The sequence below is a fragment of the Rubritalea sp. genome, from assembly GCF_051252225.1.
In the GTDB taxonomy this organism is placed as follows: domain Bacteria; phylum Verrucomicrobiota; class Verrucomicrobiia; order Verrucomicrobiales; family Akkermansiaceae; genus Rubritalea.
In genome coordinates this window covers 72,938-97,733 of record NZ_JBPOGE010000008.1, presented here as the reverse complement: position 1 = coordinate 97,733, position 24,796 = coordinate 72,938, and the positions used below count along the sequence as shown (strand labels likewise).

Here is a 24,796-nt window from a genome sequence, read left to right as displayed (position 1 = left end):
AAAAGTTTATAAAACTATTGCTTCTATTTTAAAAAAAATGTTAGGCTGTACGCAGATTCAAGAATGGTCTCAGAATCACAAAACAATAAACCTATCACAAGGCACTTATGAAAACGCCCTCACCCCTGATCTCCCCCGCAGGCCTCGCGGAAGCAGAACGACTCGCTGATTTTGTTCTGTTCACTCAGCGTTCATGTATCTTGAACCTCTCCTCTGAGCTCAACCGTGGTAACATCTCGTTCCCTCAGTTTTTTCTTATGGCATACCTTTCTAGCGAAGACTATCTGACCATGTCAGACATCGCAAAAAAAATGGGCCACTCCACTGCAGCTGCGACTGGACTTGTTGACCGCCTTGAGAAGCTTGGTTATGTAGAGCGTGTGCATGCTGCCGAAGACCGCCGCAAGATCATGGTTCGTATCACTAGTAAAGGTACAGATCTCGTCGCTCTAATGCGTACAGAGATAGCTTCTAGCCTCGCCGACACAATGGCTGAGATGGACGAAGAAGAAGCCGACACCATCCGTCACGCACAGATGATGATCAACCGCTAGCACCTGAGACCACACAAAAATTTTAATAGAGCGCACTCTGCAGTAAGCTGAGTGCGTTTTTTTGTCTCAAAACCCAAAGATCTGTGACCTGGATTAATAATTCAGAATAACTGAATCTTGTTTAGAGCACCTCCGGCAACTAGCGTTATTAGCGCTGAAAAGAATTTCAAGCGAGGCCTGGCACAATGAATGAGCGGATTAATATCCGTCAATGAAGAACAACGACGCAATGCGCAGAAAGGCTTTTCAGCCCGAAAAGTGCATCTCATTTTTAAATGAGCTAGGCTCACAAATGAAAAAATAAATAACCTATGCACCTGAACGCGAGTTATACCACTCTGCGATTCAAAAGAGACTAATGCTGGAGTGATTCCCTGGTCAATCAAGGCGTGACGAAGGAGCGGTGCGAGCACCGTGACTGAGGAATAACGCAGATTCAACAGGATAGCGTCCAGCCTTCACTTCCTCCGCAACGCGCTATTCCCCAATCTTCAGTAAAATCACATTTGTCTCTTTTGGAACTCAGTTTGGTATTACTAGAGCTGCCCTTTAATAGTAACTAAAGCGAATTACCTAGGCACAAAAAATGCGCAACCTAGGCTGCGCATTGAATGAGAAAAGTTTAGCTACTTCTAGAAAAGTTTAACCATATCCTGTTTATCGGCCTTGGTCATCATCATGTAAGCATTATCGCCTTCTATCCAATGGACGATATTGAATTGCGTTTTTTCACAACCGAAACATGACTTCAATGATATGCTCTTCATAGAGTCTAGTACGTCTGGATCTTCTAAGTTCACCGCATCCAGCACCATAATATGTACCATACCCATTCCCTCTTTCTCAAAACAGAGAAGTGATACAGGCTGGCCATTTTCTAAATACACATCACGGGCACCAACGAGCTTAGCATCTTTCAAGCCTTGGGGTAGATTCGTAGGAACTGGGCTATGTTGATCGCTCAGATAATCCTTCGCCGCATGTTCACAGCTCAAGTTCGTGTTAAGATCAATACCTTCTGGGGCGACAAGCTTGCTCGCCATTTCTTGCACTGCATTATGAACTGCCACCGGTCGAACCGAAGCACTACCAATCACAGGATTAACCACCGCCGAGTTTACAACAATCGCTGGAGTCGGAGAAGTAGCCGGCTCAGGTTTATTAATAGTAAGAAAAGTACCCACAGCCACTACCGCCGCCACTCCAGCCCCAGAAAGCCAACGCCACATGGCTATGTCGTTCACATTCCTAGGCTTATTGGCCGCGACCTGCTGCTTCTCCATCTCCATCGCGGTAAGAATCTGTTCGCGCAATCCTGCTGGTGGCGAAATCATAGCCATACCACCAGTCAGTAAGCTATCGAGCTCCGCGTCTACTTCAGCAGCTTGGCCGTCATATTCTAGTACCGCTAGAATTTCATCACGTAGTCCTTCAGGAATAGGCACCTCGTTAAGAGCCTGCGCAAACGCTGCATCTGTAGCACGCTCTTGCGCTAACCACTCCCCTACTTCCCTGTCCTCTGTAGCGAGGCGCAGAGCATCAGCAAACTCAGGCATTTGTGCATCCGCTCCATCTGGGCGGAAGCTACTAAGTAAAAATTTAGCCTGTTCTTTATCCATTTTGTCTGACCTTTCCGTCCATGTTAATTATTTTGCTTTCAGCTTCGACCTGCATTCTGCTGCGAAGCTGTTCCTTGCCACGTGAAATACGCGACATTACTGTACCTATCGGTATATCTAGTATAGCTGCAATCTCCTTGTAGCTATGTTGTTGTAAGAAAAAGAGTGATAGCGGAGCTCGAAATGTTTCATCCAGCTGCTGCAGTATTTCCACCGCGCGCTTCCCATCTAGGCCTCGGCTTGTATCCGGCTCATGGGTGGTAAGCTGGTAGTCGATCGTTTCTAAATCTGTTTCTGGAAACCGTGTCGAGCGACGAGCATGCGCTAAGAACTCACGGTAGAGAGTGGTAAATAACCACGTCTTCGCCTTGCTTCTATCCTTCAGTTGATCCCCTTTCTGGGCCCAAATGCAGAATGTTTGTTGCACTAAGTCTGCTGCTCTATCTGGGTTTTTTGCCAACGAATAGGCAAATCGATAGAGAGGTTGGTAGTGCGCGTCTACTAATTCTTGGAACTCACTCATACTTTCTAATACTTAGAGTAAATAGAGAGGGAAACTATTCCACACTTATCCCCTTTTAATCAAAATCACTTATTCAAACGCTGGAACGCGAAAGCTATTAGCCTTCTCAGGGTCCTGTGGATCTCTTACCAAAATGCCAGCACTTAGCCCCCTCACATCCACTATGTTGCCTGTAAAAGGATTAATCACATACCCCGCACGCCCTGGTACCGGCTCAGCTATAGGTCTAATAGTATGCTCCACAGGCTTTATTAGCTCATCAGAAATATTCCCGTCATCAGTCTCCTTTGGCAAAACAGTTTCAGTACTCTGAGACACCTCAGGGCTCGACCCAAGATTCAGCCCAAATAACCCGCAAGAACTAAGGCCACCTAAAACCAACAAAGCACACACTACTTTCAAACAGGATAGAAATACAATTTTCATAGTGCTGTTTTTCTAGCACAATCTACATTGTGAAGTAAATCCTAAATGCTAATAATACAGCATTTGTATATTTATACGACTTCACAGTTTACGAAGCCCTCCAGATCGCCTAATCAATCGCTATGGCTAGCGTCCACGTTAATTTAGGTTCCCGTTCATACGATGTTCTTTGCAAATACGGCATGCTTGAGAAAGCAGCCGAACTCATTTTGGAAGCAGACCTCAAAGGTAAAGCTGCAATCATCACCGACAGTAATGTAGGCCCATTGTACAATGAAGCATTAGCCAGCAAACTAAAAGCTGCCGGCTACCATAGCTCCACCCACACTGTGCCTGCAGGTGAAGCGTCTAAATCCATGAGTAATGTCGAGCTGTTGTGCCGCGAAATGACTCAAGAAGGCCACGATCGCTCCTCCTTCGTCATAGCGCTCGGCGGTGGTGTCGTGGGTGATCTTGCCGGCTTTGTAGCATCCGTATTCTACCGCGGTATTCCATTTGTGCAGATTCCCACTACTATCGTGTCACTTGTCGACTCCTCAGTGGGAGGAAAGACCGGTGTCAATATTGCCGAGGGAAAAAATCTCGTAGGCGCCTTTCACCAGCCACAGCTCGTACTCGCTGATCCAGCCACCCTGAGTTCACTCCCCGGTCGTGAATACCGAGAAGGTTATGCCGAAGCGATCAAGCACGCAGCCATCAGAGATGCCGAGATGTTCACAGAACTAGAAGGACTCTCGCCAGCTGATCAAGCACCACCCGCTGAACTCATCGCGCGCAATATCGCCATCAAAGCCCGCGTGGTCGAGGAAGACGAACAAGAAACCTCTGGCACCCGCGCACTGCTCAACTTTGGCCACACCATAGGCCACGGTATCGAAGCCGCAGTCCCCTACGGTACCCTGCTCCACGGTGAAGCTATTTCACTAGGAATCCGCGCAGCTCTCATGCTTTCTGAAGAATATTCCTCACTCTCCCCCGCAGAATCAACCCGCGTGCTCGAGCTACTAAAAGGCTTCGAACTTCCTCTCATCCTTCCCGATGAAATCAAAACCTCTGTCGTGCTCGAGAAAATGAAGCGAGACAAAAAATTCAGCGGCGGCACCATCAACTTCGTACTCCTCCGCTCACTCGGAGACGCCTTCGTATCAAAAGAAATCACCTGGCAATCCATCGAGAGAACTATCGAAGCCCTCCGCAGCTAACCCGTTTTCCAGCTACAAACACAAAAGCCTGAGCTCTCACAGCTCAAGCTTTTTCTTATTTAGTTCATACGAAAACAACTGTTACTTTTTTCGTAGTACCACAAGCCAGTTCATTACATTTATAGGAGGTAAGTCAGTAATAGCTGTAATAGGAAGTAAAGTAGCGGAGATTTGTGCAGATAATGCTGGGTCTGAGCCTGCATCTACCGCCTTCAGATCTAGTAAATCTGCACGTGTTGTACTATCATTCTCCTTAAGACTGCCGACACTACCCCTCAAATCCACCTGACGTGAGCCTGATGTTGCGCCATAACGAATGGCTGGAGCAAACATTGACAATGCTGGATAAGGTGGACTGTCAAGAACTAGATCTCTCCCGTATATATTTAAATCATCGAGAAGATTAAGCGTGTAGTTTGTTATAAATGAAAAACCTTTAGTATTAAAAGCTGTCAAATTTTCAGCTCCAGCCATCTCAACGGCTAAATGAGTTCCAGCAAAAGTAGGATCTTGGGGGTTCTCGATACCCGATATCGTGTAATCAGCATTAACAACTATAGAATGATTAATATCAAATCTACTGGTATTCACTGTGGCGTCGTTAATTAAATAGTTAACCAATTGGGCAACATCCACCACTAGAACGGGCTGCGCACCTTGAAACTTAGTATAAAATGGCCAAACCCCACTTTGTGAACCACTTGGTAATGAGCCACTTACTGTATCAAAAATAAATATCGTTTGGTTTAGACCACCATCCGTTTTGTAGGTCAATGTAACCTGTGTAGGAGTTTGATCTGTTATCGTAGAACTCGCATCTAAGGCTAACGCATCAGATGCCACAGTAGCTGTTACATCCAGCTGCATTGCGGCTTGATGGCACCCACGCGTATACTCAGCCCAACTCTCTTGACTAGAACGATTAGTAGTTTTGGCTGGGTTAGCTCTGGCATAGCGATCGAAAAATTCTGTACCAGTGTTGATCGGAATGAAAATACTACGTGCAAAGTCAGATGCCTGAGAAATCGGGAAAAATTGCCCGACATTTGTCGTTGATTCATACATGTTGCGACTATCTTGAGTATAAGTAGCGTCATAGCCTCCGACTAAACCTCCATTCATAGTCTCGCCCCTAGTTGTAGACAAACCAGTCAGGTTTGCCCCCGCCTGCACATTAGCATCTTTAGCATAAACATTACCTGCCACACTAATATTAGCTCCCCATGCTGTATTATTGATCTGACCTATGTTCGAAAATGCTGAAGAACTGATTGCTAACTGAGCAGGCACCTCATAAAGCGAAAGGATGTACTCATTACCACTATAGGAAGTTTGCCCGAGACCTGTATTAGCCACATCTTTAATCTGGCTATGGAGGTATAATTGCCACCAGTTATGTCGAGCCAGAAATGGTAGACCTGGTGTACCGTAGCCAAAATGAATATCGGGATAAGGCACCGTATCTAAAAAGTCACGGTCATCTCCTATATTAGTTGTTGCGTTATAAGTGAGATCAGACGAGATGATCGGAGCCCATGAAGCATTTAGGGCTGCTATGTTTGCGCCAGGTCGCTCTGTGAGCTGTAGAGGGTAGCCGGTGTAACTAGTACGTGCAGTATCAGCTGCACTCGGTGAATACCCAGCTCTTAAGCCACTACTATACGCCCCATTAGCATCAACTTCACCTATAATTTCATCAACTGTCTGGGCCGCTGAAGCATCCGCGGTATTCCCATTATATGCAGTGGCAACGCCTAACGCATTTTCTATAGCACTATGTGTGGCAGCACTACGAGCTGCAGACATATTAGACCAAGCCATCGCTGCTGTATACATGTGGTTAAACCTCCTTACAGCCCTTGGTCGAGTGGCATTATTCGCTGAGTTTTCTGCCATCGTATTCGCAGCATATACCGGTGTCATCGTCACCACTGATCGAAGAAATGCCTGCTCTCGACCTTCATAGTCTATCGATAACTGCACCTTTTTTTGACCTTCTAAATTACGGATAGCTGCACGATATTGTATAGCAACAAGTGCTAGCATAAAAGAACAGATCACTACAGTGGTCATCAGTGTTACGACACCTTTTCGCGGCCTAGATAGAGTAGCATTTTTCATAATGATGGTGATGCAGCATAGGTTATTTGGCCTCCATAGGGGCCAGTCAGGGTGAGTTGCATAATACCGCTACCTTGGACAGAAAAAACGGCCGAAGCAACGTTACTAGCCATCGTCCATCTGTCCCCAGCAGCGATAGTTAAAACGCCTCCAATATTAGTAACTATACTATACTCGATAATCTGACTCACAGCATTATAACTAATTATTCCATAACGTTTATCCCCTCCGTCGGACTGGGAAAAGCCAACGATAATAGCTGATCCTTGATATACATTAGCACCAAGACCATCAACGGTAACAGTCAGCCCTGTGCCAGCTAGAGCAGCAGCATGGTCATTGCACACTCTAAAAGCGTCAGCCTGAGAGAATAGACGAACTACCATATTATTTACTAACGGTGCATCCTCGGCAATAAATTTCTGGGTATTCCACCACTTAAGAAACTGTAACTGCTGATTCAACATAGTAGTGAGAGTGCTCGCGATCAAAACAACAAGCACCATGACTACTGATAATTCTATCAGAGTATATCCCTTCTTACTTTTAGGTTTTAGTACTTTCATTATTCTGAGCGTACTACAGTTCGAGATTTAATAAAAGTTTTACCATTTATCACGTAAGACACATGACTCTCTAGCTGGTATGCTCGAATACCCATTTGAGCAGTGGTCAAAGCTCCACCAGAGTTAGTTGGTCGAAAAAGGAGCCCTGCTGCTAGCTGGGTCCCTTGAAGTGTCGTCCTCTGGCGCATTATCTGACCATTATATGCTCTACCATTTCCTGTTCCAAGACTAAATCCCGGTAACAAGCCTAGTGCCTGAACAGCGGGCGCGGACAATGCCCCCCCCCCCCAAGCCGAGGTTCCTGCTTCAATATTTGCGAAAGCTACATTATTCGCAGCGGCTACTTCCTGCGAAAGGTAAGCATCCGCTAGATTCTGCTTCATCACCCACGAGCGAGGCTGTAAAATATTAAACGAAGCATTAACAAGAACTATAGCTATAGAAACGAGAATAAACAGAGAAACGGAGGCCTCCACTAAGAAGCTTCCCTTACGTTTTAGAACACCGGGGGGAGCATCTGCGGCATTCGTCAGTAACAGCTTTGAGTCTGAAAGAGTTGTTTTCATGAATATCTGAAATCACGGGGAGAGAATTAGTAAAGCACATCTAGTGAATCAGACAATCATAAACTTAGACAGCCCTAGGCAGACCTTTAGTAATTAAGGTAGAGATCACTAGGCTTTAGCCAAATTCAGATCACATCTTCACGGCTAGGTACAAGAAAAGGCCGCGATCTAACGCGGCCTTCTCGAAAAATTTTAGTATTTCGTGTTAGAATAAATTCGAACTAACCACGCTTACTCTCAATATTAGGCATGTTTCTCGATCATTGCGTAAGCATTATGATTGTGGATCGACTCGAAATTCTCAGCCTCCACTTTGTACCAAGTGATATTATCCTGAGCATTCGCCTTACCTGCAATATTACGCACAAGATCTTCCACGAAAACTGGGTTTTCGTAAGCTCTTTCTGTCACGTATTTTTCATCAGGTCTCTTAAGTAAACTATAGAGCTCACAACTCGCAGAGGATTCTACTAGATCAATGAGGTCTTCAACCCAGATCGGCTGCTTCGAACGTACAGCGAAGGTCACTAAGCCACGTTGATTGTGCGCGCCGTATTCTGAAATAGCCTTAGAACAAGGACAGAGAGTCGCCACCGGCACCATCACAGTACAAACGAAATCTGAATCGCCGTTGGAACACGCTTCAACTTCAAAACGAACGGTATAGTCCATCACTCCACCTTTGCCTGTAACGGGAGCTGCTTTGGTACGGAAAAATGGGAATTCGAACTCTACATGTGCTCTAGAAGCCTCAAGCCTCTCCAGCATTTCCTCAGGAACAGCCTTCATCTCACGCACATCAAGGCAGTTCCCATGACTATTGAGCACTTCTACAAAGCGGCTCATATGGGTACCTTTGAAGTGCTCAGGAAGGTCTACAGCCAAAGCTGTCATAGCGACAGTACGCTGGCTACCACCTTCTTTTTCGCGGACTTCTACAGGAAAACGAAGAGCTTTCACTCCTACGCGGTCGATTGCTATGTTGCGATCGTCTCGTTCGTTTTGAGTATCTTTCAATGGCTGAATCTCAGCAGGCATGGAATTTATAAAATAATTTTAGTAAACAAAGCGAGCTAGTCCAGAAAAGGCCGGACTAGCTCGGGGAAACCATTTATCTGGTATCAACACCCAGAGTCTTCCAGGTTATGGAAGGAGGTTGCAGGAACGAGCACGCTTAATTTCGCGAGTGATCTTGCGGTGAAGCTTAGCAGAAACACCAGTCACACGACGTGGAAGAATCTTGCCAGTTTCAGAAGTGAATTTTGTAAGTGTATCAGCGTTCTTGAAGTTGATGTGCTCAGCTGGAAGATCGATACGACGGCGCGTCATGCAACGGTTAGCCTTGCGGAAAGCGATGCGGCGCTCAATTGTCTTAGGTTCAGTAGACATAATAGTAAATTTGTTAGTTTGAAATGCGATTAACGAAGCTCACGGTGGAGAGTACGACGACGAAGTTTAGGATTATACTTAACTTTTTCAAGACGACCTGGAGTATTCAGGCTCTTCTTGTTTCGTGTGGATGTGTAGCGGGAAGGAGATTTACCTTCTGCGCGGGCTTCTGTACATTCGAGGATGATGATATCACGTGACATGGTTTAAAAAATTAGAATTTGGGAGGCGCAAGCTACCGAAACTGGACGACTCGTCAAGACAAACCGATCTATTTTCTCATATTTTTACTCACAAAAATGAAACACCCATCACAGTTTAAGCTCCATGATGAGTGTAATAAGGTATTATCGAGAGAGTTACATCGTCAAACCAGTGAATCCCGCTTCATCTTCACGACGGTAACGGTTCTTACCATGCTTCCCTTCCCATCGCTCTTGGCACTGCACAGTAAGTCGACAGAACGGTATAGCCTCCAGACGCTCTTTAGGAATCTTGTCACCAGACATTTCACATAGACCATAAGTCCCCCGCCCAACTCGGCTAATAGCTTCCTCGATCTCATAAAGCGCATCGTGCTCTTTGGAGAGAATATTTAGAGCTAGGTCACGGTCATAAGCATCGCTACCAGCATCCCCCTGATGCATTCCTGAACCATTAGCCTCGCTCCCCTCTGGATGATTCCTCAGGGTATCCTGAGCTTTATCAAAGGTGGTATCTACAAGTTCATCACGCAGGTCGAGTAGACGCTGGTGCTGCTTCTTGATAAATGCGGTGAGTTTTACAGGGCTTTTCAGGATCTCCTTCATTGCTTTTTTCTTAGTATTTTTTGGTTGGGGTGCCTTTTTAGGCGGAGAGGATTTAGCTGTGGACTTTTTCGCAGCCTTTTTCGCTGATTTAGCCACTGGTTTTGACTTTTGTGCCACCTTTGCCGTAGCTTTTTTTGAAGCCTTTTTCGCTGGTTTGCTCGCAGACTTCTTTTGGGCAGTCTTCTTTGTAGGTTTAGAAATAGTTTTCTTCTTGGTCGCTTTTTTAGCGACTTTCTTAACAGCCTTCTTCACTGATTTTTTAGTGGCCTTTTTGGCTACCTTTTTGGCTACCTTTTTCACAGTTTTCTTTACAACTTTAGCCTTCTTGACTGCAGCGCTCTTAGCTGTTTTTTTGACAACCTTCTTCACTGATTTTTTCGCAACTGTCTTCTTAGCTGTCTTCTTAGCTGTCTTCTTAGCTGTCTTTGAAACGGTTTTCTTGACGACTTTTTTGGATACAGCCTTCTTGGCCACTTTCACCTTCTTACCAGCTGCTTTTTTAGGCTGTTTTTTTACGACTGCTTTTTTTACTGACTTTTTCGCTATTTTTTTTGCAGCCCCCTTCGAGGCAACTTTCTTCCCAGCATTCTTTTTAGCCGCCTTCTTCGCGACCTTTCTGCCTTGTTTCTTTTTGGGTGCCATGGAGTTAGGTGGTTTTATTTAGGTTTATAACTAGATAGGAAATCTAAAGCATTACGAGATTTAGCACTATCGAGTTAAAGATTTCTGACACCAACGCAAGGAAAAACGACTCTTCGGACCCCTCTGGAAAGCTTAGAGTCTGAGGATTTGACACACCTTCACTAACAAGCCAATGTCTTGCTCATGACTTGGAATGACCAATTTTTAAAACTCTTTCGTCGCTGCATTGAGGCCTACCGCAGCGGCAATTCCGACTACGATTCTTACTACACTGAGGATGACATCACCTTCCTTCAATCTATCGGCTATAAGCCGCGGGAACTCTTCGACTTCATCGAAGACTTAGGAGATGCCGGTGAGCCCACTGAATCCACAGCCCTACTCGTAGCAGCTGTACGCCGTGACTACTTCCATGTTGTTCAAAAGGGAACACTGAGCCAACACGAGATCACCTCTAGCGAACTCCCATCTAAAACAGATGAGTACGATGGTATCACCTACCTTAAACGCATCATCTCAAAAGCTGAGCATAAGCTCCGTGGGGAACTCGATCCAAACATCATGTACGGCTGTGGTGGCGATCGCCGCTTCCTCCGCGAAAATGGCAACATCCACCCTGCTGACTTCTTGCGTCACGTTTGGGCTGCAGATGGCGACATCCAACAGATCGCTGATTTCGTGAAATCCCAAGCAACCTAATTTCCAATGGCTAAAGACTACAAAGGCGAGCAAGTGCTCGTCATCACCCGCAACCTCTTCGACAGCCTCGGTTCCTTTCAAGGTATCAACACTGATGTCGACAGTTTCCTTCCATCCATCCTCGATCCCAAGAATAACTCCTTCATGGATCGCGGTGCCGCGGAAGACGATCCGAGCCACAAGCAGATCATCCCTTACGTGCTGATTCGTCTCAATGGTAAGTTCGTGCATTACTCACGCGGTAAGGCTGGCGGTGAAGCCCGTCTCCATGCCAAGCGCTCAATGGGCATTGGTGGGCACATAAACCCTGAAGATGAGCGTGAAGACCACCTTGGCTATGAAACTTACATGGCCGGCGTGGAGCGCGAAATCGCGGAAGAAGTGGTCATCGATGGAACCTACACCCAGAAGATCATTGGACTGCTCAACGACGACTCAAACGAAGTTGGCCAAGTCCATCTTGGAGTCGTTCACCTCTTTGAAGTCGAAGGCACTTCTGTAAAATCAAACGAAGACGCCATAGCTGACCTCCAGCTCAGCACACCAAACACCCTCAACTCTGACTACTACGATAGGCTCGAAACTTGGTCTCAGTTCTGCGCTGACATCATCGACGAACTCTAGGGTTCCAGAAATTCAGATCACAAAAAAGGCGAGCATTTCAGGTGCTCGCCTTTTCTTTTTTAGCAGAGTGAGAAACCCATCGTTCCTCACTCGCAAATTTATTCTTTGTCTAGAAGTTGAATGTACCGATGTCTGTACGGCTCAGCATGCCAGGGAAAGTCACTTTCTCCAGCTGAGCATAAGCTGCCTTCACAGCAGAAGTACGATCATCGCCACCAGCGACGACAGCAAGTACACGGCCACCATTTGTTTCCCACTCACCATTTGCATTCTTGCGAGTACCGGCATGATACACACGTGCACCTTCGACATCGCCAAAGCCAGTGATCACGTCACCACTGCGGGATGTTTCTGGGTAGCCAGCAGAAGCGCGAACAAGACAAACGGACCACCCCTCACTGAAGCTCAGAAGATCAGAGTTGAGCTCACCTTTTGCTCCGTCGAAACAGAACTGTGCCAGGTCACCGCCAACGATTGGCATCACAGCCTGACACTCAGGATCACCGAAACGGCAATTGTATTCGATAATCTTTGGACCAGCCTCTGTGATCATCAAACCAAAGTAAATAAATCCACGATACGGAAGATTATCTTTCACGAGACCGTCCACTGTAGGCTTCACGATCTCTTGCTCTATTTGATCAAGCAACTCTTGGCTGACTAGCTGACGCGATGCCACGGCTCCCATACCACCTGTATTTGGACCATGGTCACCATCAAGAGCACGCTTGTAGTCACGCGCAGGCGTGAAAATGAGATACTTGTCATCTACCACAGCTGCAAACACCGAAACCTCTGGACCGATGAGACATTCTTCCACCAGAAGACGGCCTTCACCGAAACGGCGCTCGACGAGCACTTCATTTAAAAATTCTTCAGCAGTCGCTTCGTCTGGACACACCGCAACACCTTTACCTGCTGCGAGTCCGTCGAACTTGAGAACCGTTGGGTACACGCCATTGATCGCCGCGCGCGCTTCCTCGATGTCAGCACAACCTGTGGCTGCTCCTGTAGGAATGTCATGGCGAAGCATGAACTCTTTCGCAAATTCTTTAGAAGCTTCGAGCTGTGCAGATTGGAAATGCGGCCCCCAACAAGGGATCCCTTCCTTCTCACAGAGATTCGCAAGACCTTCTCCAGTCACTAGGTAACTTTCTTCACCTGCGACACAGAGTTCGATCTTATTAGCCAGCATCCACGCGATCAATTCATCAAGCCCAGCGACCTCCACGCGCGTCGCAATCTCTGCAATCGCATCGCTTCCAGGAAAGCTGTATAGCTCTGTTTCCGTTGGAGATTCGTTGAATGCTGTCAAAAGCGCATGCTCGCGCCCACCTTTTCCTACAACCAAAATTTTCATATCTGCGCCGATTCATACTCACCCAAGCCAATTGTCCAAGTACGATTTTTAGTTTAACTCACTTCGCTTTTCTGACGGGATTTTCTCGACAATTGCGTTAAAGTGGCAAAAACACGCAGAGTGAGCCTTAAACCACAAGCACTTCCTAGCCTTCTCGGCTACACATCCGATGACCTGACCACACTTCTCAAAGAAGAACATGGCCAGCCAGCCTACCGCGTGCAGCAAGCACTCGAATGGATTTACAAACATCGTGCTGACTCTGTGGACGAAATGCTAAATCTCCCTGCGGGTCTTCGCGACACACTGAAGAACAACTTCCGCATGAGCCCGCTCGAGTTAGTGCGTGTACAAGGCTCCGAAGACACAACGCGCAAGTACCTCTTCAAACTGCATGACGGTCGCTACGTAGAAACCGTCCTCATCCCAGCTTCTCCTGCGCTCTATGGCGAGAAATCAGATCGCCACACCGCTTGTGTATCCTCTCAAGTTGGCTGTGCTTACGGATGTAAATTCTGCGCATCTGGACTCGACGGATTCACGCGTAACCTCACTGCTGACGAAATTGTCGGTCAGCTGATGGCAGTCGAAAAACACGCGGGCCGCAAGATCAACAACATAGTCTTCATGGGAATGGGCGAGCCCTTAGCAAACTTTAAGAATCTCAACCAAGCTCTGGACATCATCACAGGTAATTGGGGTCTCAACATCGGTGCTCGCCACATTACCATATCCACCTCAGGTCTCGCCCCAATGATCAAAAAGCTAGCAGATCGCCCACAGCAGATCCGCCTTGCAATCTCCCTCCACGGCGCCACCAACGACACGCGTGACAAGATCATGCCAGTCAACTCGAAGTGGAAAATCGAGGAACTTTTTGATGCGCTCCATTACTATAAATCAAAGTCAAAGAAGCGCATCACCTTCGAGTACATCCTGATTAAAGGAATCAACGACGAGCTCGAACAAGCTTCGATTCTAGCGAAACGCGCTAAGTCACTCGGAGCTCTCGTCAACCTCATTCCCTACAACACCGTTGAAGGACTAGAGTGGGAACGCCCCTCCGAAGAGCATTGCTACAAGTTCCGTGACATTGTCCGCAACAACGATGTGACAACCACTCTACGCATCGAAAAAGGTCACGACATCGACGCCGCCTGTGGCCAACTCCGCCTCAAGCAAGAGACTGCAGATGGTAAGATCTCTCTAGATTAGCAATCTAGGCTGAGGCTCTATTTAAATGCTCTCACAATGAACAGAGCCACCTCCAGTAAAGTCACTACCCCAGTAATGACTAAAATTATATTCATCAGTAGCTCCATCATACTTTGAGAAACTGAAGCTTTTTAAACCTTCGTCCAGATGCGGGTATTGAGATTCATCGTCTCGACCACCTCGCAGCAGGTTTGCATCTCCATCACAAATTTTTCAATCTGACTCACGTCATAACTCGGCTTCTTGAAATCGGGCTCAAACCAGTTTCCATGTGTTGCAAAAAGCATCACCACCTTGGAGTCCTTGAAGGCGAACATCACATTATCGCCAAGCACTGAGCGAAGCTTTAATAAGCGTTCCTGCATATCAGGCGTGAGCACATAGCGCACCTCCACTTGGTCTCCACCTCGCACCACGAAGGCTTTTTCAAACTCGGGGTTCTCTAGATGGATCACACTTCCACCGAGCTTCTGAAGCTTCTTGCCAAGCCAACCAAAAGTACGCTCCGCAAAATCAGGGGTCACGGTCGCCCAAGTGGAAAAATCCTTGTGAAAATCAGCCATAAAGAACACACCATCAAATAATGTTTTCCAAGATGTCTGCGTCCTTCCTTTTGAATCCGTAGAGGTATCTTTCCTCTCTGCCTTCACCTCAGAAAAATATAGCTCGGTCTCGCCTACTCGTCCTGAGAATAAGTCTTCAGAGTGATAGCGATCAATCCGCGACTTGATTAACCCTGGGCTTTTAAACAAAGCCTCAGAGATCCCCTCATGTGGCCGGTACTGCATGCCTGGTTGAATCGCCTTAGTCACTTCAGTCAGTACTCTTTCTTTATAAGCCTGAAGATACTCCTTCCTGTGCTTCCCGATAAAAACGGCATTTAGAACACAAAAGCTAATCACAAAACCCACTACAGCGATAATGAGACCCATGAGACCTATATCAGACGAACTCATGATCATGACTCCAATCAACAGCCATACGAGCGCAGCTACCCCCACAAAACCATTGCCCTTCTTTTGCTTTTTGAGAGCAACTTGGCGCTGATCCTCGAGCTCACCTAACAAACCAGCCTGCTGCTCGATCACAGCTATCACTTGCTCACGACTAAACACTTTTCACCTCCGTCTCTGAGGCTTCTATCTGAAACCATTCCCGCCGCTTAAATCCAAACATCCCCGCCACCAGACTCGAGGGAAACATCTGCACTCCATCGTTATATTCAGTGATCGCTGCATTATAGGCACGCCGTGCAGCCGAGATCTGACTCTCGATTTCTGTTAAATTGCGCTGTAAGTTCAAAAACTGAGCATCCGACTTCAACTCTGGATAGCGTTCACCCAGCGCGATCAACCTCGGCAACTCTTGAGAAACCTCCCCCTCTCTCCGAAACCTTTCGTCTCCTCGAGCGGACTGAGCCTGAGCCCGCGCTTCTATCACCCTCTCAAAAACTTCCTTCTCATGTTTGGCGTACCCTTTTGCTGTCTCCACCAAACGAGGAATCAGATCCCAACGCTTCTTCAACTGCACATCGATCGAACTAAAGGCATACTCCACCGCATTTCTCCGGCTCACATGCCCATTATACATCACGATCAATGCCAACAGCGGCAAAATGAAAAGTGCCGCTAGGAAAAGGATTCGAGAATTAGCTAAAAGCATTACCATAGATACTTCTAACGACTCCACCACATCACCGCCATAATAAGTTCAGTAGAATTTTGTACTCATTCGTATCACTTCTTTTTTAATAATTGATACAGGCAATAAACTAGAGCGAGCAGCGAGAGCCCAATCCAGCCCCAAGGAAGCACCCAACCAATACGCGTGTATATGGTCGCCCCACTCACCCTTGACACTCTGGCATACAAGGCTCCTTCCTCCATTATTGGCAAGGAATCTACCCTGACACCTGTCGGGTCAATAAGCTGAGTCACCCCTGATCCTGCCGCGACCAGGAACCAACGCCCACTCTCAGCAGCTCTGTGTCGAAATAATTCAGAGTGCATGTAATGCTGACGTTCTCCCCAGTGCTTAGCATCGAGACTTGGCACTAAAAACATTTCAGCGCCTGCGTCGGCCATTCGCCTCACCACTCCTTCGTAATCATTATCAAAACAGATTGGCGAACCTATCGATCCAAGCGAGGTCATGACCGGCTCTGCGACTTCTCCCTTTTTCCCATCATTAAAAAAATGCACGGGGTGATTCTTGTGATGCGTCCCCAATATTCCATTCTTATCCAGCACGACAGCTGAATTATAATGCTCACCCATATCAAGGTCAGTCCTAGCTCCGACTATGACTAGAGCATCCCTCTCTTTTGCCAGATCCATTAACTTTTGGCGCATACGGTCAGACCTCTCGAGATCGACCTCTATCGCATACTCAGGAAACAGAATAACATCGATATCCTCCTCACAACTCGCAACGAGCTCTTTATAGCGATGAATAGTGGCAAACTCAGCCTGAAGCGCGAGCACCCTCAGGGATGGTTCAGACGGAACAGAACGTGGGATGAAGCTAACAAGCAGCAACACAACTAAACCCGCACCTCCAAACCAAGGTTTACGCAGACAAATAATCAACATTCCAAACAAGATGATGAGCACACTCATTCCATAGACTCCGACTACCGAAGTCAGAAACTGTGGTTCAAAACCTAGCCCCGGAGTCATCCAAGAAAATTTGAGCAAGAAGAGTTCAGACCGGATAAACTCCACCGCGCCCCACCAGAGAGCACCAAACACGGCTAATCTCCATCCACCTTTCCAACACGTCTGGGCTATTCCATAACCAAGCCCAAAGATTGCCGAAAAAAATGCTAAAACTAACACCAATGGGTATACCGCCCAGCTCATAGTTTGAAACACATTTGCTAACCACCCCATGGTACCCCCAAACAAGCAAACTCCATGTAAAAAACCCAATCGGGTCGCCACCTTCACTGAAGTACCAGTGAGAGCAACTAACAATGGCACCCATGCGACAAGAGACAAATAGCTATAAGAAAATGGAGCAAACACGGATACTGCTAGCAGGGCACTCAGCCCCACAAAACCAATCCTCACCCACAAAGATAAATTCTTAGAAAACTCTAACATCAAGCCTAAGAAATAACAGATTCATCAGCCAAAACAACCTATTCCTACCCACAAAAAAGCCGTCCTCAAACGAGAACGGCTCTTGAAAAAAATAACGTGAAACGTCTACTCAAAGAAATTAATCTTCTGGGTAGCACCCGGGACTTCGCCGCGCGCCATTGCATCGTGCTCTGCGTCTGTACAAGCGGAATCAGTCGGAGCATCTGCTTCAGCTTCGGAAGCCGCAAGAAGTCCATTCTCGATCATCCACGCTTCTACCTCGTCACCAGAAACATCGGCGAGCATCGTGCCATTCACTTCCACACAGGGACTGAGTGGCTGACCACTCTTCTGTTCCATTTCCCAACGGAACGCTGTGTTCTTAATAATATCTTTCTCTTCCCACTGGAGGTCGTACTTACGAAGAATCGCACGCACGCCTTCACTCCAACCACAGTAAGTCTTCAGGTAAGCTACAACTTTTATATCTTGGCTCATAATTTTATCAATTTGAATAGCGTTAACCTACATCCACTCTCACTACGTGCAACTCTAGATTCACATCGATAAGAAAAGCTGCAACTTCACCATAAGATCTTTGTTTATACCTCATGCGCCTTTATTTCCTCCTATGCAGCCTGCTCATTCACAGTGCGCCAGCCAGCTCACAGCCGAATATCATTCTCCTACTCTCGGATGACCAGCACTGGGACGCCACATCGGCGCCTATGCATCCCAGCTTTTCATCTTCGAGCGACAAACACCAGACACCAAACCTTGCGAAGCTCGCAGCCCAAGGCATGCGTTTTTCCGCAGCCTACGCCCCTGCTCCGGTTTGCGCCCCTACACGTGTAAGCCTTCTCACAGGGAAAAGCCCAGCAGCTCTACAATGGTGTAAGGCTTCCCCAGTTCTAAAATCTTCCGAAAACACCAAGTATCTAGCAGCATCCTCAGCAAAAAACATTAAAGATCCCACCTTTGCTGCATCACTTCAGCAAGCTGGCTATAACACGGCACACTTTGGTAAGTGGCACATAGGCGGTGGAGGTCCAGAAGCACACGGATTTAATGTCAGTGACGGCGACATAGGCAACGAGCAATCCATAAAGTTCGAGGACCCAAATCCCGTAGATATTTTTGGAATGACCGACAGAGCCAAAGCCTTCATCACAGACTCTGGAGAAAAGCCCTTCTATTTACAAATGTCTTACCTCGCACTGCACTCCCCGCAAAACGCTTCAAAAAAGAATATAGAAAAATTCTCAAAACTCTTACCCAATGACAAAGAAAGATCGGTGCAACGGATCGCCCTCGCCTCTGATCTTGATGAAGGTGTTGGAGTACTCATGGAGTTCTTAAAAGAAAAGAAGCTCCTAGATAACACCTACGTCATCTACATGAGCGATAATGGAGCCAGCGGCCGTTCGAGTAAACTTCAAGGCGGAAAAGGCTCACTAGACGAAGGCGGCATTCGTGTCCCCTTCGTTATCACAGGCCCTAATATACCAGCAAACAGTTGGTCACATGCACCCATTTCAGCAATCGATTTCTTCCCAACCTTCTGTCAGCTCGCATCAGCCGAGTCGCCTCCTAGTCACATAGAAGGCACTGACATCAGCCCACTCTTCACGGGAAAGCCTATCCAACGACAGAAGCCACTCCTCTTTCATTTTCCTCACTACCAAAAATCCTCGCCACAAAGCGCGCTTATTACCGGCCAATATAAAATCCTCTTCGACTACGAGAAACAGCATTCCGCTATTTTTGATATCCACAATGACCCCGCTGAATCAAACGACCTTAGCAAGACTCAACCCGGCCTCGCTAAAAATCTTAAGCAACAACTTTTCGCTCAGCTAGAAAGCGTCAATGCTGCAATCCCCCAGCCTAATCCGAACTACGATCCATCGAAACCCACACCTGACTTCAGCCAAAGCAAACCCCGCCGCTCAAAATAATTTTCTACCGTCATGAACAAACTACTTAGCATCACACTTTTCAGCATAATCCCGACCACCCAAGCCATCTATGCTCACGATGCCGCCCACACTGGTGGCGACGGTGTCCAGCACAGCTCTGCCTCAAAAATAGAAATCAGTACGGACAATGAACAAAGGCACATCCACGCAAATGGTATCGCCAACCACACTACAGGTAAGTTTCCTAACAAAAGAAACCCTCATTCTATCACCACTCAGAACTACCGCCACGCAGTTCCAGAAAAAGGAGTCGTTGCTGAGAAGTTCACCCCGCTAGAGCGGCAGGCATTCGGAATCGCAACGAACGGCGTCCTCTTTGACCCCAACACAGCTGAATATTGGAACAACGACCGCACCACTGGATGGAACTACGAAGCTCTCTCTGGGAAAATAGATCTAGGAGAGGATATCCATCACGCCCACGTCCAACCCAATGGCGCCTACCACTACCACGGCATGCCAACCGGCCTCATTGAAATCATCCAGAAATCTAAAGCTGAGAAAAAACAAATGACTCTCGTTGGATGGGCAGCCGACGGCTTCCCCATCTATGCCAAATTCGGTTACGTTGACCCGAATGATCCATCGAAAGGTCTCAAGGAAATGCACTCCAGCTATCAGTTAAAATCAGGAGACCGCCCAGGAAGCATCGACCCAAAATCTCTCAAACGCGTCCGCCAAACCACCAACTCACTAGAACCAGGCGGCTCATACGATGGTACATTCGTCCAAGATTATGATTACAAAGAAGGCTCTGGCGACCTCGATCAGGCAAACGGCAGATTCGGCAAAACTCCAGAATTCCCAGAAGGTACTTACCATTATTACATCACTGCCGAGTTCCCATTCGTGCCACGCTTTTTTAGAGGAGCTCCCTCACCGACATTCAAAAAACGCCACAGCAGACCAAGATGAAGTAAGTAAAATAGCAAATCTTGATATCCCCCCAAGTCCGCCATTGCCGCCTGCTTGAACTATTGATCTCCAGCGGGCAATATCCCGGACTGATACGCCTCGGAGACGGCGGCGGGAGCGTTTTTGACTCCCAGCTTATTGTAAATGCGCTCGATATGGGTCGCCACTGTCCGGTGGGTGATGTTCAGCTCGCTTGCGATTTCCTTTTTCACAAAACCCTCCCCGATGAGAGTGAGCACCTCGATCTCTCGATTCGAGAGAATAGCATCAGAGTCGCCCTGCGGAGCTTCGTCCTTAATCGAACTAAGCAGGTATTTTGCCATCATTGGGTCGATGGCAGCACCGCCGTTGGTCACGTTCCGGATTGCATCCTTCAGCCGCACCAGTGACGAGCTTTTGAGCAAGTATCCGGCTGCGCCCTTGCGCACGGCTGCTAGCACATCGGCTTCTTTTCCTGACTGGGTCAGGACAATGATTTTTGTGTCGGGCATTTCTTCCAGTAGATCGGGTATGGCTTCGATCCCCGACATCCCCGGCAGATTGAGATCGAGCAACAATACGTCAGGAGCTAGTTCGCCGGATGCTTTCCGCAAGTTGCGTAATGCTCCCTCGGCACTGGCGAACTGGTCGATAAGCTCCAGCGAATCGTCATTATTGGTCGTGTGCTCGATGACTTGCCGGTAGGCAGGGCTATCTTCAATGAGCATGATTCGGGTACTGCTTTTCATGATGACAATGGGAATGTAAGGCCAAACAGACTCCGACGAAAGCTGATAAACACAGTGATGCAAGAGCCTCCCCCTTCCGGGCTGCTCGCAGTGACCTTGCCTCCGAGGAGTTTTGCCCGGCTCCTGAGTGAGGCGGGCACCTCGGGGGGGGATGATTGAGAAAGGCCAACGCCGTCGTCGGTGACACTCAGAGAAATGCCTCTAGGAGTGCCTGATAGGTGGGTAATTACCTTGTCCGCTTTTGCGTGGCGCACTGCATTGTTGAGGCATTCTTTGTGAAATAGCACCAGATCTAGTCGCTTCCGAGGTGCTAAGCTGATGAGCATTTTCTCGTTTTCAATGTGAGTTTCGTACTCGATATCAGCCAGCAATCGGTCAGCGCTGCGCTCTAGTTCCTCGACTAGGTTTTCGTATCCTCCGGTTGCCTTCAGGAGGTTGGTGCAGCGCCGGGCTGCCTGTTCTGCTTCAGTAGAGAGATTGCTTACTTTCCCGACTGTTTCGGACAAATGGCTCAATGAATTGTCCTTCTTCTTATCTGCGATTAAAGCCTGTGCGTATTCTCCGAGCAGTGAGATGGCATTCAGATTGGCCCCCAGTTCATCGTGAAGATTGGCGGCTATCCGCTCACGGGTTTTCAGAATGGCTCGTTGACGAAGTATCCGGCCTAGGAGGATGGCTATCCCGATCCCGACAAAGAGCAGCACCGAGATCCAGATCATCCATCGGAGAGTGGTTTGTTGGCGCGCTTGGTGGTGGTTGATTTCACGGATGATACCCGGACGGCTTACCTCCAGATCGTGCCGGCGCGCCAGTTGCTCCATCCAATCGCGGCTTGTCAGGATTTCTCCGAAATGGTTTTTGCCATCGGTAATAGATCCCTTATTGAAGTGCCTGGCCCCTTTATCTCGTCTCCGGTTGGGAAAAATGACCTGTTTGTTTTTAGCCACATTCTGCCCATCGGCAAGGACCTCGAACTCGGCCAGTCCCATCGAGTTTTTATCACTGCTCTCTGGTGGCATTTGGTAAGGGGTCAGAGCCGAGAAGCGTATGTAGCGACTGCTAGTTGCAGTGACATTTCGAGTCAAAATGGGGCCAGCGTCATATGCTGAGTTCCGCTTATACTCGAGCAAGATCGTGCGTTCTAAAAAATCCGCATGGTTGGATCCTTCCACGAGGAGGTGATAAGGGATTCCGAAATCGACCGGAAATATCTGGGGGATGTGTTCGGTTTGGTCAGTACTATGGATGCGCAATCCATCTACTAGGTGACTGCTCCCCAAGTCCACGACGAAAGAATAAGGCACCTTATCAGGAAAGAAGCAGAAGTAGGGGGTGCTGTAGTCTCCTTGGGCGTCCATGAGGAAGGGGGTGAAGCCGTCGGTCAGCGCGTGCGGTGAGAGGGCCACCTCTCCCCATCCGCCAACGACGGACGATACTCGGACGGGTTGCATCAAGGCAATGTTTCGTTCTCCGCTGAAGACCATGATCTCAGAGAAGCCAAGAACAAACCGTTCATCGCGTGCCCATGGCGAAAGCTGTGTGGATTCCACCCGCACCCATGATGCCCTTGTTGGAGGAAGGTCAATAACAAGCGGGGCCAGCCGCGGCAGCATATCTTCATCGGGGCCGACGCTGGCAATGACTTGCCCCTTGCTGTCACCTTCGACTCCGGCAACGATTTTGAATGCCTCTGGGAAACTGGTTGCCTGTGGACCAGATTCAGCGTCATTCCAGAGTAGGGGCACCAGCACGACCCGATCAAACTGGCTGTCTTCCGGGAGTTGGATTTCGGCCCATTCGGAGCGGGATAGATTCTTGCCTGGCTTTGAGAACCATCCGATGTTTCCAGCGCCACCGCGTAAGGTGAACTGGGCGAGTTGATCGAGCTCGGCATCGATCTCCACCAGCCTCTGCTTTAATTCGTCCAGAGAGCGCTTCTCGGGTGGAGCAGCAGCCACCATGTTCACAGCCCATAAAAGCGAAAGAGCCATGAAGGTAAACAGTCTGACTCGTCTCTTGGTGGCGAACATGCCTCTGTCTACCATGGTGATCCTTGCTCGGACATGAAGAAATACACCCTCATCGCCCCCCGTGATCATTGTCGGTCGAACGACCGATATTCAAAAGTGTGTTTTTGGGTATGGTTACAAAAGATCTATTGAAGATATCCTGATCACTTGTGGGAATCACTGCAAGAATCAGTGCTGACAATCAGTTATCAAACTCCTCAATATAAAACAAAGCAACATAATGAAAAAAACATTAGGAATTATCAGCGCCGCTTTCTGCGCGAGCGCCCTATCATCCCAAGCTGCTGTTCTGGTAGATTACCAGTTCAATGACCCTGCCGATTATAACATTATTTCAGGTACAGCCAGCTCTGCTCGTGTCACTTGGAATGCTACAATTACCGCGGCTGATACTAGCGCATCTATATTTCAAGGAGACGGCCTGCAGCTCTTTGCCAATGGTGGCCTCAATACGGCATTCACCTCTACTGCGGGATCAGCAGCTGAGGGTGCAGACGCTGGTGATTCCATGACATTCACCCTCAGCGCTGGTTCAGGGTATACTCTGGACCTTACTAATCTCACTTTTGATTTAACCGCTAATCAAGGAGCTACTGCATACCACGTTGATGCATATGCTGATGGCTCTCTCACAGCAGTTGAGCTTCTTGCGAGCACGACTGCTGATGGCCCGTTTGACCTTGATCTAACTGGTTTTGCGTCGGATGTCGAATCCATTGAATTCCGAATTAACATGGATGTCTTTAATAGTGGCAACATGCAGATTGATAACGTGATCGTTAATGGTGACGTAGTGGCAGTTCCAGAACCGAGTTCAGCCTCTCTTCTCGGCCTTGGCGGCCTCGCACTGATCCTTCGCCGCCGCAAGTAATTGCGTCCAGCGAAGTATTTTATTTTCACAAAAGCTCTCCGAGTAATCGGGGGGCTTTTTTTAAAAAGCCTGAATAATCTTGGAACAATGTCTCTTTTTGTTCCAAGCATTTTTTCTCACCAGTAGCAGCATGGAAGCCTGCGCCACCCATTGCAAACAACACAGTAAAACCAAAAATGAAACTAAGATTAGGACTTATCTGCGCCACGTTCTGCGCAAGCGCCCTGTCATCACAAGCAGAGGTTTTGGTACAGTATGTTTTCACTGCCCCTGCCGAATATAAGCTTATTTCTGGTGACGCCAGCTCTGCTCGTGTCACTTGGAATGCCAGCACCACAGCTGCTGGCACTAGGTCATCTGTATTTCAAGGAGTCGGCCTGCAGCTCTTTACAAAAGGTGACATCCATTCGTCATTCACCTCTGCTGCGGGGTCAGCGGCTGAAAAGGCAAACGCTGGTGATTACGAGATGTTTACCCTCACAGCTGGTTCAGGTAAGAAGCTCGATCTTGCGAGTCTAACATTTGACGTGATTACCAATTCCAATAATGACAACACCTATTCTGTGGATGTGCTTCTTGATGGTGGACCGGCAAAGACTCTAGTTGCCACTAATAACAATATTACCTCGTACGATCTTGACCTAAGCGGTTTCGCCAATGCTGGCGAATTAGAAGTGCGCATCAATATTGATGCCTTTACTGGCGGGCATATGCAGATCGACAACGTGATCGTAAATGGTGACGTAGTGGAAGCTCCAGAAACGCGTTCAGCCGCCCTTCTCGGCTTCGGAGATTTAACCCTGACTCTCAGCCGCAGCAGATAATTACGCTAAGCAAAGTTTTTTCAATTTCCTGTAGCAGCCTCGAATGATGCC

26 protein-coding genes are annotated in these 24,796 nt (G+C 47.8%); 9 read left to right on the top strand and 17 right to left on the bottom strand.

The window, feature by feature from the left end:
* Positions 1–107: 107 nt before the first annotated feature.
* Positions 108–554: a MarR family winged helix-turn-helix transcriptional regulator gene (locus tag ACSHX2_RS09755; RefSeq protein ID WP_435692753.1), complete on the top strand. Its 447-nt coding sequence runs from the start codon at positions 108–110 to the stop codon at positions 552–554.
* A 632-nt stretch (positions 555–1,186) separates the two neighbouring features.
* On the opposite strand, the gene ACSHX2_RS09750 is transcribed toward ACSHX2_RS09755, so the two are convergent.
* From ACSHX2_RS09750 to ACSHX2_RS09740, 3 genes are all read right to left on the bottom strand, one after another.
* Positions 1,187–2,173, bottom strand: a complete 987-nt coding sequence (locus ACSHX2_RS09750; RefSeq protein WP_435692752.1) for a hypothetical protein — start codon at positions 2,171–2,173, stop codon at positions 1,187–1,189.
* Positions 2,166–2,696, bottom strand: coding sequence for an RNA polymerase sigma factor (locus ACSHX2_RS09745; protein ID WP_435692751.1), 531 nt, complete (start codon positions 2,694–2,696; stop codon positions 2,166–2,168). The genes ACSHX2_RS09750 and ACSHX2_RS09745 overlap by 8 nt, the downstream gene beginning before the upstream one ends.
* Positions 2,697–2,765: 69 nt before the next feature.
* On the bottom strand, positions 2,766–3,122 hold the full coding sequence (locus ACSHX2_RS09740) for a hypothetical protein (protein WP_435692750.1): 357 nt from the start codon (positions 3,120–3,122) through the stop codon (positions 2,766–2,768).
* A gap of 122 nt (positions 3,123–3,244) precedes the next feature.
* On the opposite strand from ACSHX2_RS09740, the gene aroB reads away from it, so the two are divergent.
* Positions 3,245–4,324: a 3-dehydroquinate synthase gene (gene aroB / locus ACSHX2_RS09735; protein ID WP_435692749.1), complete on the top strand. Its 1,080-nt coding sequence runs from the start codon at positions 3,245–3,247 to the stop codon at positions 4,322–4,324.
* 81 nt (positions 4,325–4,405) lie between these two features.
* Here aroB and ACSHX2_RS09730 read toward each other — a convergent pair whose 3' ends face one another.
* The 7 genes from ACSHX2_RS09730 to ACSHX2_RS09700 all read right to left on the bottom strand — a co-directional run bounded on the left by ACSHX2_RS09730 (position 4,406) and on the right by ACSHX2_RS09700 (position 10,417).
* Positions 4,406–6,370, bottom strand: coding sequence for a hypothetical protein (locus ACSHX2_RS09730; protein WP_435692748.1), 1,965 nt, complete (start codon positions 6,368–6,370; stop codon positions 4,406–4,408).
* 71 nt (positions 6,371–6,441) lie between these two features.
* Positions 6,442–7,011, bottom strand: coding sequence for a prepilin-type N-terminal cleavage/methylation domain-containing protein (locus tag ACSHX2_RS09725; RefSeq protein ID WP_435692747.1), 570 nt, complete (start codon positions 7,009–7,011; stop codon positions 6,442–6,444).
* Positions 7,011–7,577: a hypothetical protein gene (locus ACSHX2_RS09720; protein WP_435692746.1), complete on the bottom strand. Its 567-nt coding sequence runs from the start codon at positions 7,575–7,577 to the stop codon at positions 7,011–7,013. Before ACSHX2_RS09720 ends, ACSHX2_RS09725 begins: the two co-directional genes overlap by 1 nt.
* A gap of 243 nt (positions 7,578–7,820) precedes the next feature.
* Positions 7,821–8,615 (bottom strand): GTP cyclohydrolase FolE2, encoded by a 795-nt coding sequence (gene folE2 / locus ACSHX2_RS09715; RefSeq protein WP_435692745.1) that lies wholly within the window; start codon positions 8,613–8,615, stop codon positions 7,821–7,823.
* Between the two features lie 105 nt (positions 8,616–8,720).
* A complete protein-coding gene (gene rpsR / locus ACSHX2_RS09710) occupies positions 8,721–8,966 on the bottom strand; it encodes a 30S ribosomal protein S18 (protein ID WP_435692744.1) in 246 nt (81 codons plus the stop codon).
* A gap of 29 nt (positions 8,967–8,995) precedes the next feature.
* Positions 8,996–9,169: a 50S ribosomal protein L33 gene (gene rpmG / locus ACSHX2_RS09705; protein ID WP_435692743.1), complete on the bottom strand. Its 174-nt coding sequence runs from the start codon at positions 9,167–9,169 to the stop codon at positions 8,996–8,998.
* A 156-nt stretch (positions 9,170–9,325) separates the two neighbouring features.
* Positions 9,326–10,417: a TraR/DksA family transcriptional regulator gene (locus ACSHX2_RS09700; RefSeq protein ID WP_435692742.1), complete on the bottom strand. Its 1,092-nt coding sequence runs from the start codon at positions 10,415–10,417 to the stop codon at positions 9,326–9,328.
* Positions 10,418–10,600: 183 nt separating this feature from the next.
* Here ACSHX2_RS09700 and ACSHX2_RS09695 point away from each other — a divergent pair, with 183 nt between their 5' ends.
* On the top strand, positions 10,601–11,116 hold the full coding sequence (locus ACSHX2_RS09695) for a hypothetical protein (RefSeq protein ID WP_435692741.1): 516 nt from the start codon (positions 10,601–10,603) through the stop codon (positions 11,114–11,116).
* A 6-nt stretch (positions 11,117–11,122) separates the two neighbouring features.
* Entirely contained in the window at positions 11,123–11,740 is a 618-nt protein-coding gene (locus ACSHX2_RS09690; RefSeq protein WP_435692740.1) for a hypothetical protein, read from the top strand.
* Between the two features lie 109 nt (positions 11,741–11,849).
* On the opposite strand, the gene purD is transcribed toward ACSHX2_RS09690, so the two are convergent.
* Complete coding sequence (gene purD, locus ACSHX2_RS09685; RefSeq protein WP_435692739.1) at positions 11,850–13,100, bottom strand: phosphoribosylamine--glycine ligase; 1,251 nt, start codon at positions 13,098–13,100, stop codon at positions 11,850–11,852.
* A 120-nt stretch (positions 13,101–13,220) separates the two neighbouring features.
* Here purD and rlmN point away from each other — a divergent pair, with 120 nt between their 5' ends.
* Positions 13,221–14,315, top strand: a complete 1,095-nt coding sequence (gene rlmN / locus ACSHX2_RS09680) for a 23S rRNA (adenine(2503)-C(2))-methyltransferase RlmN (protein ID WP_435692738.1) — start codon at positions 13,221–13,223, stop codon at positions 14,313–14,315.
* A 131-nt stretch (positions 14,316–14,446) separates the two neighbouring features.
* On the opposite strand, the gene ACSHX2_RS09675 is transcribed toward rlmN, so the two are convergent.
* The 4 genes from ACSHX2_RS09675 to ACSHX2_RS09660 all read right to left on the bottom strand — a co-directional run bounded on the left by ACSHX2_RS09675 (position 14,447) and on the right by ACSHX2_RS09660 (position 17,896).
* Positions 14,447–15,430, bottom strand: a complete 984-nt coding sequence (locus ACSHX2_RS09675) for a DUF3137 domain-containing protein (RefSeq protein WP_435692737.1) — start codon at positions 15,428–15,430, stop codon at positions 14,447–14,449.
* Complete coding sequence (locus ACSHX2_RS09670; RefSeq protein WP_435692736.1) at positions 15,423–15,977, bottom strand: LemA family protein; 555 nt, start codon at positions 15,975–15,977, stop codon at positions 15,423–15,425. Before ACSHX2_RS09670 ends, ACSHX2_RS09675 begins: the two co-directional genes overlap by 8 nt.
* 74 nt (positions 15,978–16,051) lie before the next feature.
* Positions 16,052–17,419: an apolipoprotein N-acyltransferase gene (locus ACSHX2_RS09665; RefSeq protein ID WP_435692735.1), complete on the bottom strand. Its 1,368-nt coding sequence runs from the start codon at positions 17,417–17,419 to the stop codon at positions 16,052–16,054.
* 105 nt (positions 17,420–17,524) lie between these two features.
* Positions 17,525–17,896, bottom strand: a complete 372-nt coding sequence (locus tag ACSHX2_RS09660; RefSeq protein WP_435692734.1) for a glutaredoxin — start codon at positions 17,894–17,896, stop codon at positions 17,525–17,527.
* 113 nt (positions 17,897–18,009) lie between these two features.
* On the opposite strand from ACSHX2_RS09660, the gene ACSHX2_RS09655 reads away from it, so the two are divergent.
* Together ACSHX2_RS09655 and ACSHX2_RS09650 are read left to right on the top strand one after the other, a co-directional pair.
* The gene (locus ACSHX2_RS09655; RefSeq protein ID WP_435692733.1) at positions 18,010–19,356 is read left to right on the top strand and encodes a sulfatase-like hydrolase/transferase; all 1,347 of its coding nucleotides are present in this window, start codon (positions 18,010–18,012) and stop codon (positions 19,354–19,356) included.
* Between the two features lie 12 nt (positions 19,357–19,368).
* Positions 19,369–20,292, top strand: a complete 924-nt coding sequence (locus ACSHX2_RS09650) for a YHYH protein (protein ID WP_435692732.1) — start codon at positions 19,369–19,371, stop codon at positions 20,290–20,292.
* Positions 20,293–20,351: 59 nt separating this feature from the next.
* Here the strand turns inward: ACSHX2_RS09650 and ACSHX2_RS09645 are convergent, their stop codons facing one another.
* Positions 20,352–21,020: a response regulator gene (locus tag ACSHX2_RS09645; protein ID WP_435692731.1), complete on the bottom strand. Its 669-nt coding sequence runs from the start codon at positions 21,018–21,020 to the stop codon at positions 20,352–20,354.
* Positions 21,017–23,050: a sensor histidine kinase gene (locus tag ACSHX2_RS09640; protein ID WP_435692730.1), complete on the bottom strand. Its 2,034-nt coding sequence runs from the start codon at positions 23,048–23,050 to the stop codon at positions 21,017–21,019. The genes ACSHX2_RS09645 and ACSHX2_RS09640 overlap by 4 nt, the downstream gene beginning before the upstream one ends.
* Before the next feature lie 220 nt (positions 23,051–23,270).
* Here ACSHX2_RS09640 and ACSHX2_RS09635 point away from each other — a divergent pair, with 220 nt between their 5' ends.
* Complete coding sequence (locus ACSHX2_RS09635; RefSeq protein ID WP_435692729.1) at positions 23,271–23,921, top strand: PEP-CTERM sorting domain-containing protein; 651 nt, start codon at positions 23,271–23,273, stop codon at positions 23,919–23,921.
* A gap of 176 nt (positions 23,922–24,097) precedes the next feature.
* Positions 24,098–24,745, top strand: a complete 648-nt coding sequence (locus ACSHX2_RS09630; protein ID WP_435692728.1) for a hypothetical protein — start codon at positions 24,098–24,100, stop codon at positions 24,743–24,745.
* Positions 24,746–24,796: the final 51 nt, after the last annotated feature.

Coding starts and splice junctions, on each gene's coding strand:
- ACSHX2_RS09740 (WP_435692750.1), bottom strand. CDS start 3,122: ATGAAAATTGTATTTCTATCCTGTTTGAAAGTAGTGTGTGCTTTGTTG.
- purD (WP_435692739.1), bottom strand. CDS start 13,100: ATGAAAATTTTGGTTGTAGGAAAAGGTGGGCGCGAGCATGCGCTTTTG.
- ACSHX2_RS09750 (WP_435692752.1), bottom strand. CDS start 2,173: ATGGATAAAGAACAGGCTAAATTTTTACTTAGTAGCTTCCGCCCAGAT.
- ACSHX2_RS09640 (WP_435692730.1), bottom strand. CDS start 23,050: ATGTTCGCCACCAAGAGACGAGTCAGACTGTTTACCTTCATGGCTCTT.
- ACSHX2_RS09645 (WP_435692731.1), bottom strand. CDS start 21,020: ATGAAAAGCAGTACCCGAATCATGCTCATTGAAGATAGCCCTGCCTAC.
- ACSHX2_RS09690 (WP_435692740.1), top strand. CDS start 11,123: ATGGCTAAAGACTACAAAGGCGAGCAAGTGCTCGTCATCACCCGCAAC.
- ACSHX2_RS09745 (WP_435692751.1), bottom strand. CDS start 2,696: ATGAGTGAGTTCCAAGAATTAGTAGACGCGCACTACCAACCTCTCTAT.
- ACSHX2_RS09730 (WP_435692748.1), bottom strand. CDS start 6,370: ATGCTAGCACTTGTTGCTATACAATATCGTGCAGCTATCCGTAATTTA.
- ACSHX2_RS09650 (WP_435692732.1), top strand. CDS start 19,369: ATGAACAAACTACTTAGCATCACACTTTTCAGCATAATCCCGACCACC.
- ACSHX2_RS09630 (WP_435692728.1), top strand. CDS start 24,098: ATGAAACTAAGATTAGGACTTATCTGCGCCACGTTCTGCGCAAGCGCC.
- rpmG (WP_435692743.1), bottom strand. CDS start 9,169: ATGTCACGTGATATCATCATCCTCGAATGTACAGAAGCCCGCGCAGAA.
- folE2 (WP_435692745.1), bottom strand. CDS start 8,615: ATGCCTGCTGAGATTCAGCCATTGAAAGATACTCAAAACGAACGAGAC.
- ACSHX2_RS09725 (WP_435692747.1), bottom strand. CDS start 7,011: ATGAAAGTACTAAAACCTAAAAGTAAGAAGGGATATACTCTGATAGAA.
- ACSHX2_RS09720 (WP_435692746.1), bottom strand. CDS start 7,577: ATGAAAACAACTCTTTCAGACTCAAAGCTGTTACTGACGAATGCCGCA.
- ACSHX2_RS09635 (WP_435692729.1), top strand. CDS start 23,271: ATGAAAAAAACATTAGGAATTATCAGCGCCGCTTTCTGCGCGAGCGCC.
- aroB (WP_435692749.1), top strand. CDS start 3,245: ATGGCTAGCGTCCACGTTAATTTAGGTTCCCGTTCATACGATGTTCTT.
- ACSHX2_RS09655 (WP_435692733.1), top strand. CDS start 18,010: ATGCGCCTTTATTTCCTCCTATGCAGCCTGCTCATTCACAGTGCGCCA.
- rpsR (WP_435692744.1), bottom strand. CDS start 8,966: ATGTCTACTGAACCTAAGACAATTGAGCGCCGCATCGCTTTCCGCAAG.
- ACSHX2_RS09700 (WP_435692742.1), bottom strand. CDS start 10,417: ATGGCACCCAAAAAGAAACAAGGCAGAAAGGTCGCGAAGAAGGCGGCT.
- ACSHX2_RS09670 (WP_435692736.1), bottom strand. CDS start 15,977: ATGCTTTTAGCTAATTCTCGAATCCTTTTCCTAGCGGCACTTTTCATT.
- ACSHX2_RS09695 (WP_435692741.1), top strand. CDS start 10,601: ATGACTTGGAATGACCAATTTTTAAAACTCTTTCGTCGCTGCATTGAG.
- ACSHX2_RS09660 (WP_435692734.1), bottom strand. CDS start 17,896: ATGAGCCAAGATATAAAAGTTGTAGCTTACCTGAAGACTTACTGTGGT.
- ACSHX2_RS09755 (WP_435692753.1), top strand. CDS start 108: ATGAAAACGCCCTCACCCCTGATCTCCCCCGCAGGCCTCGCGGAAGCA.
- ACSHX2_RS09665 (WP_435692735.1), bottom strand. CDS start 17,419: ATGTTAGAGTTTTCTAAGAATTTATCTTTGTGGGTGAGGATTGGTTTT.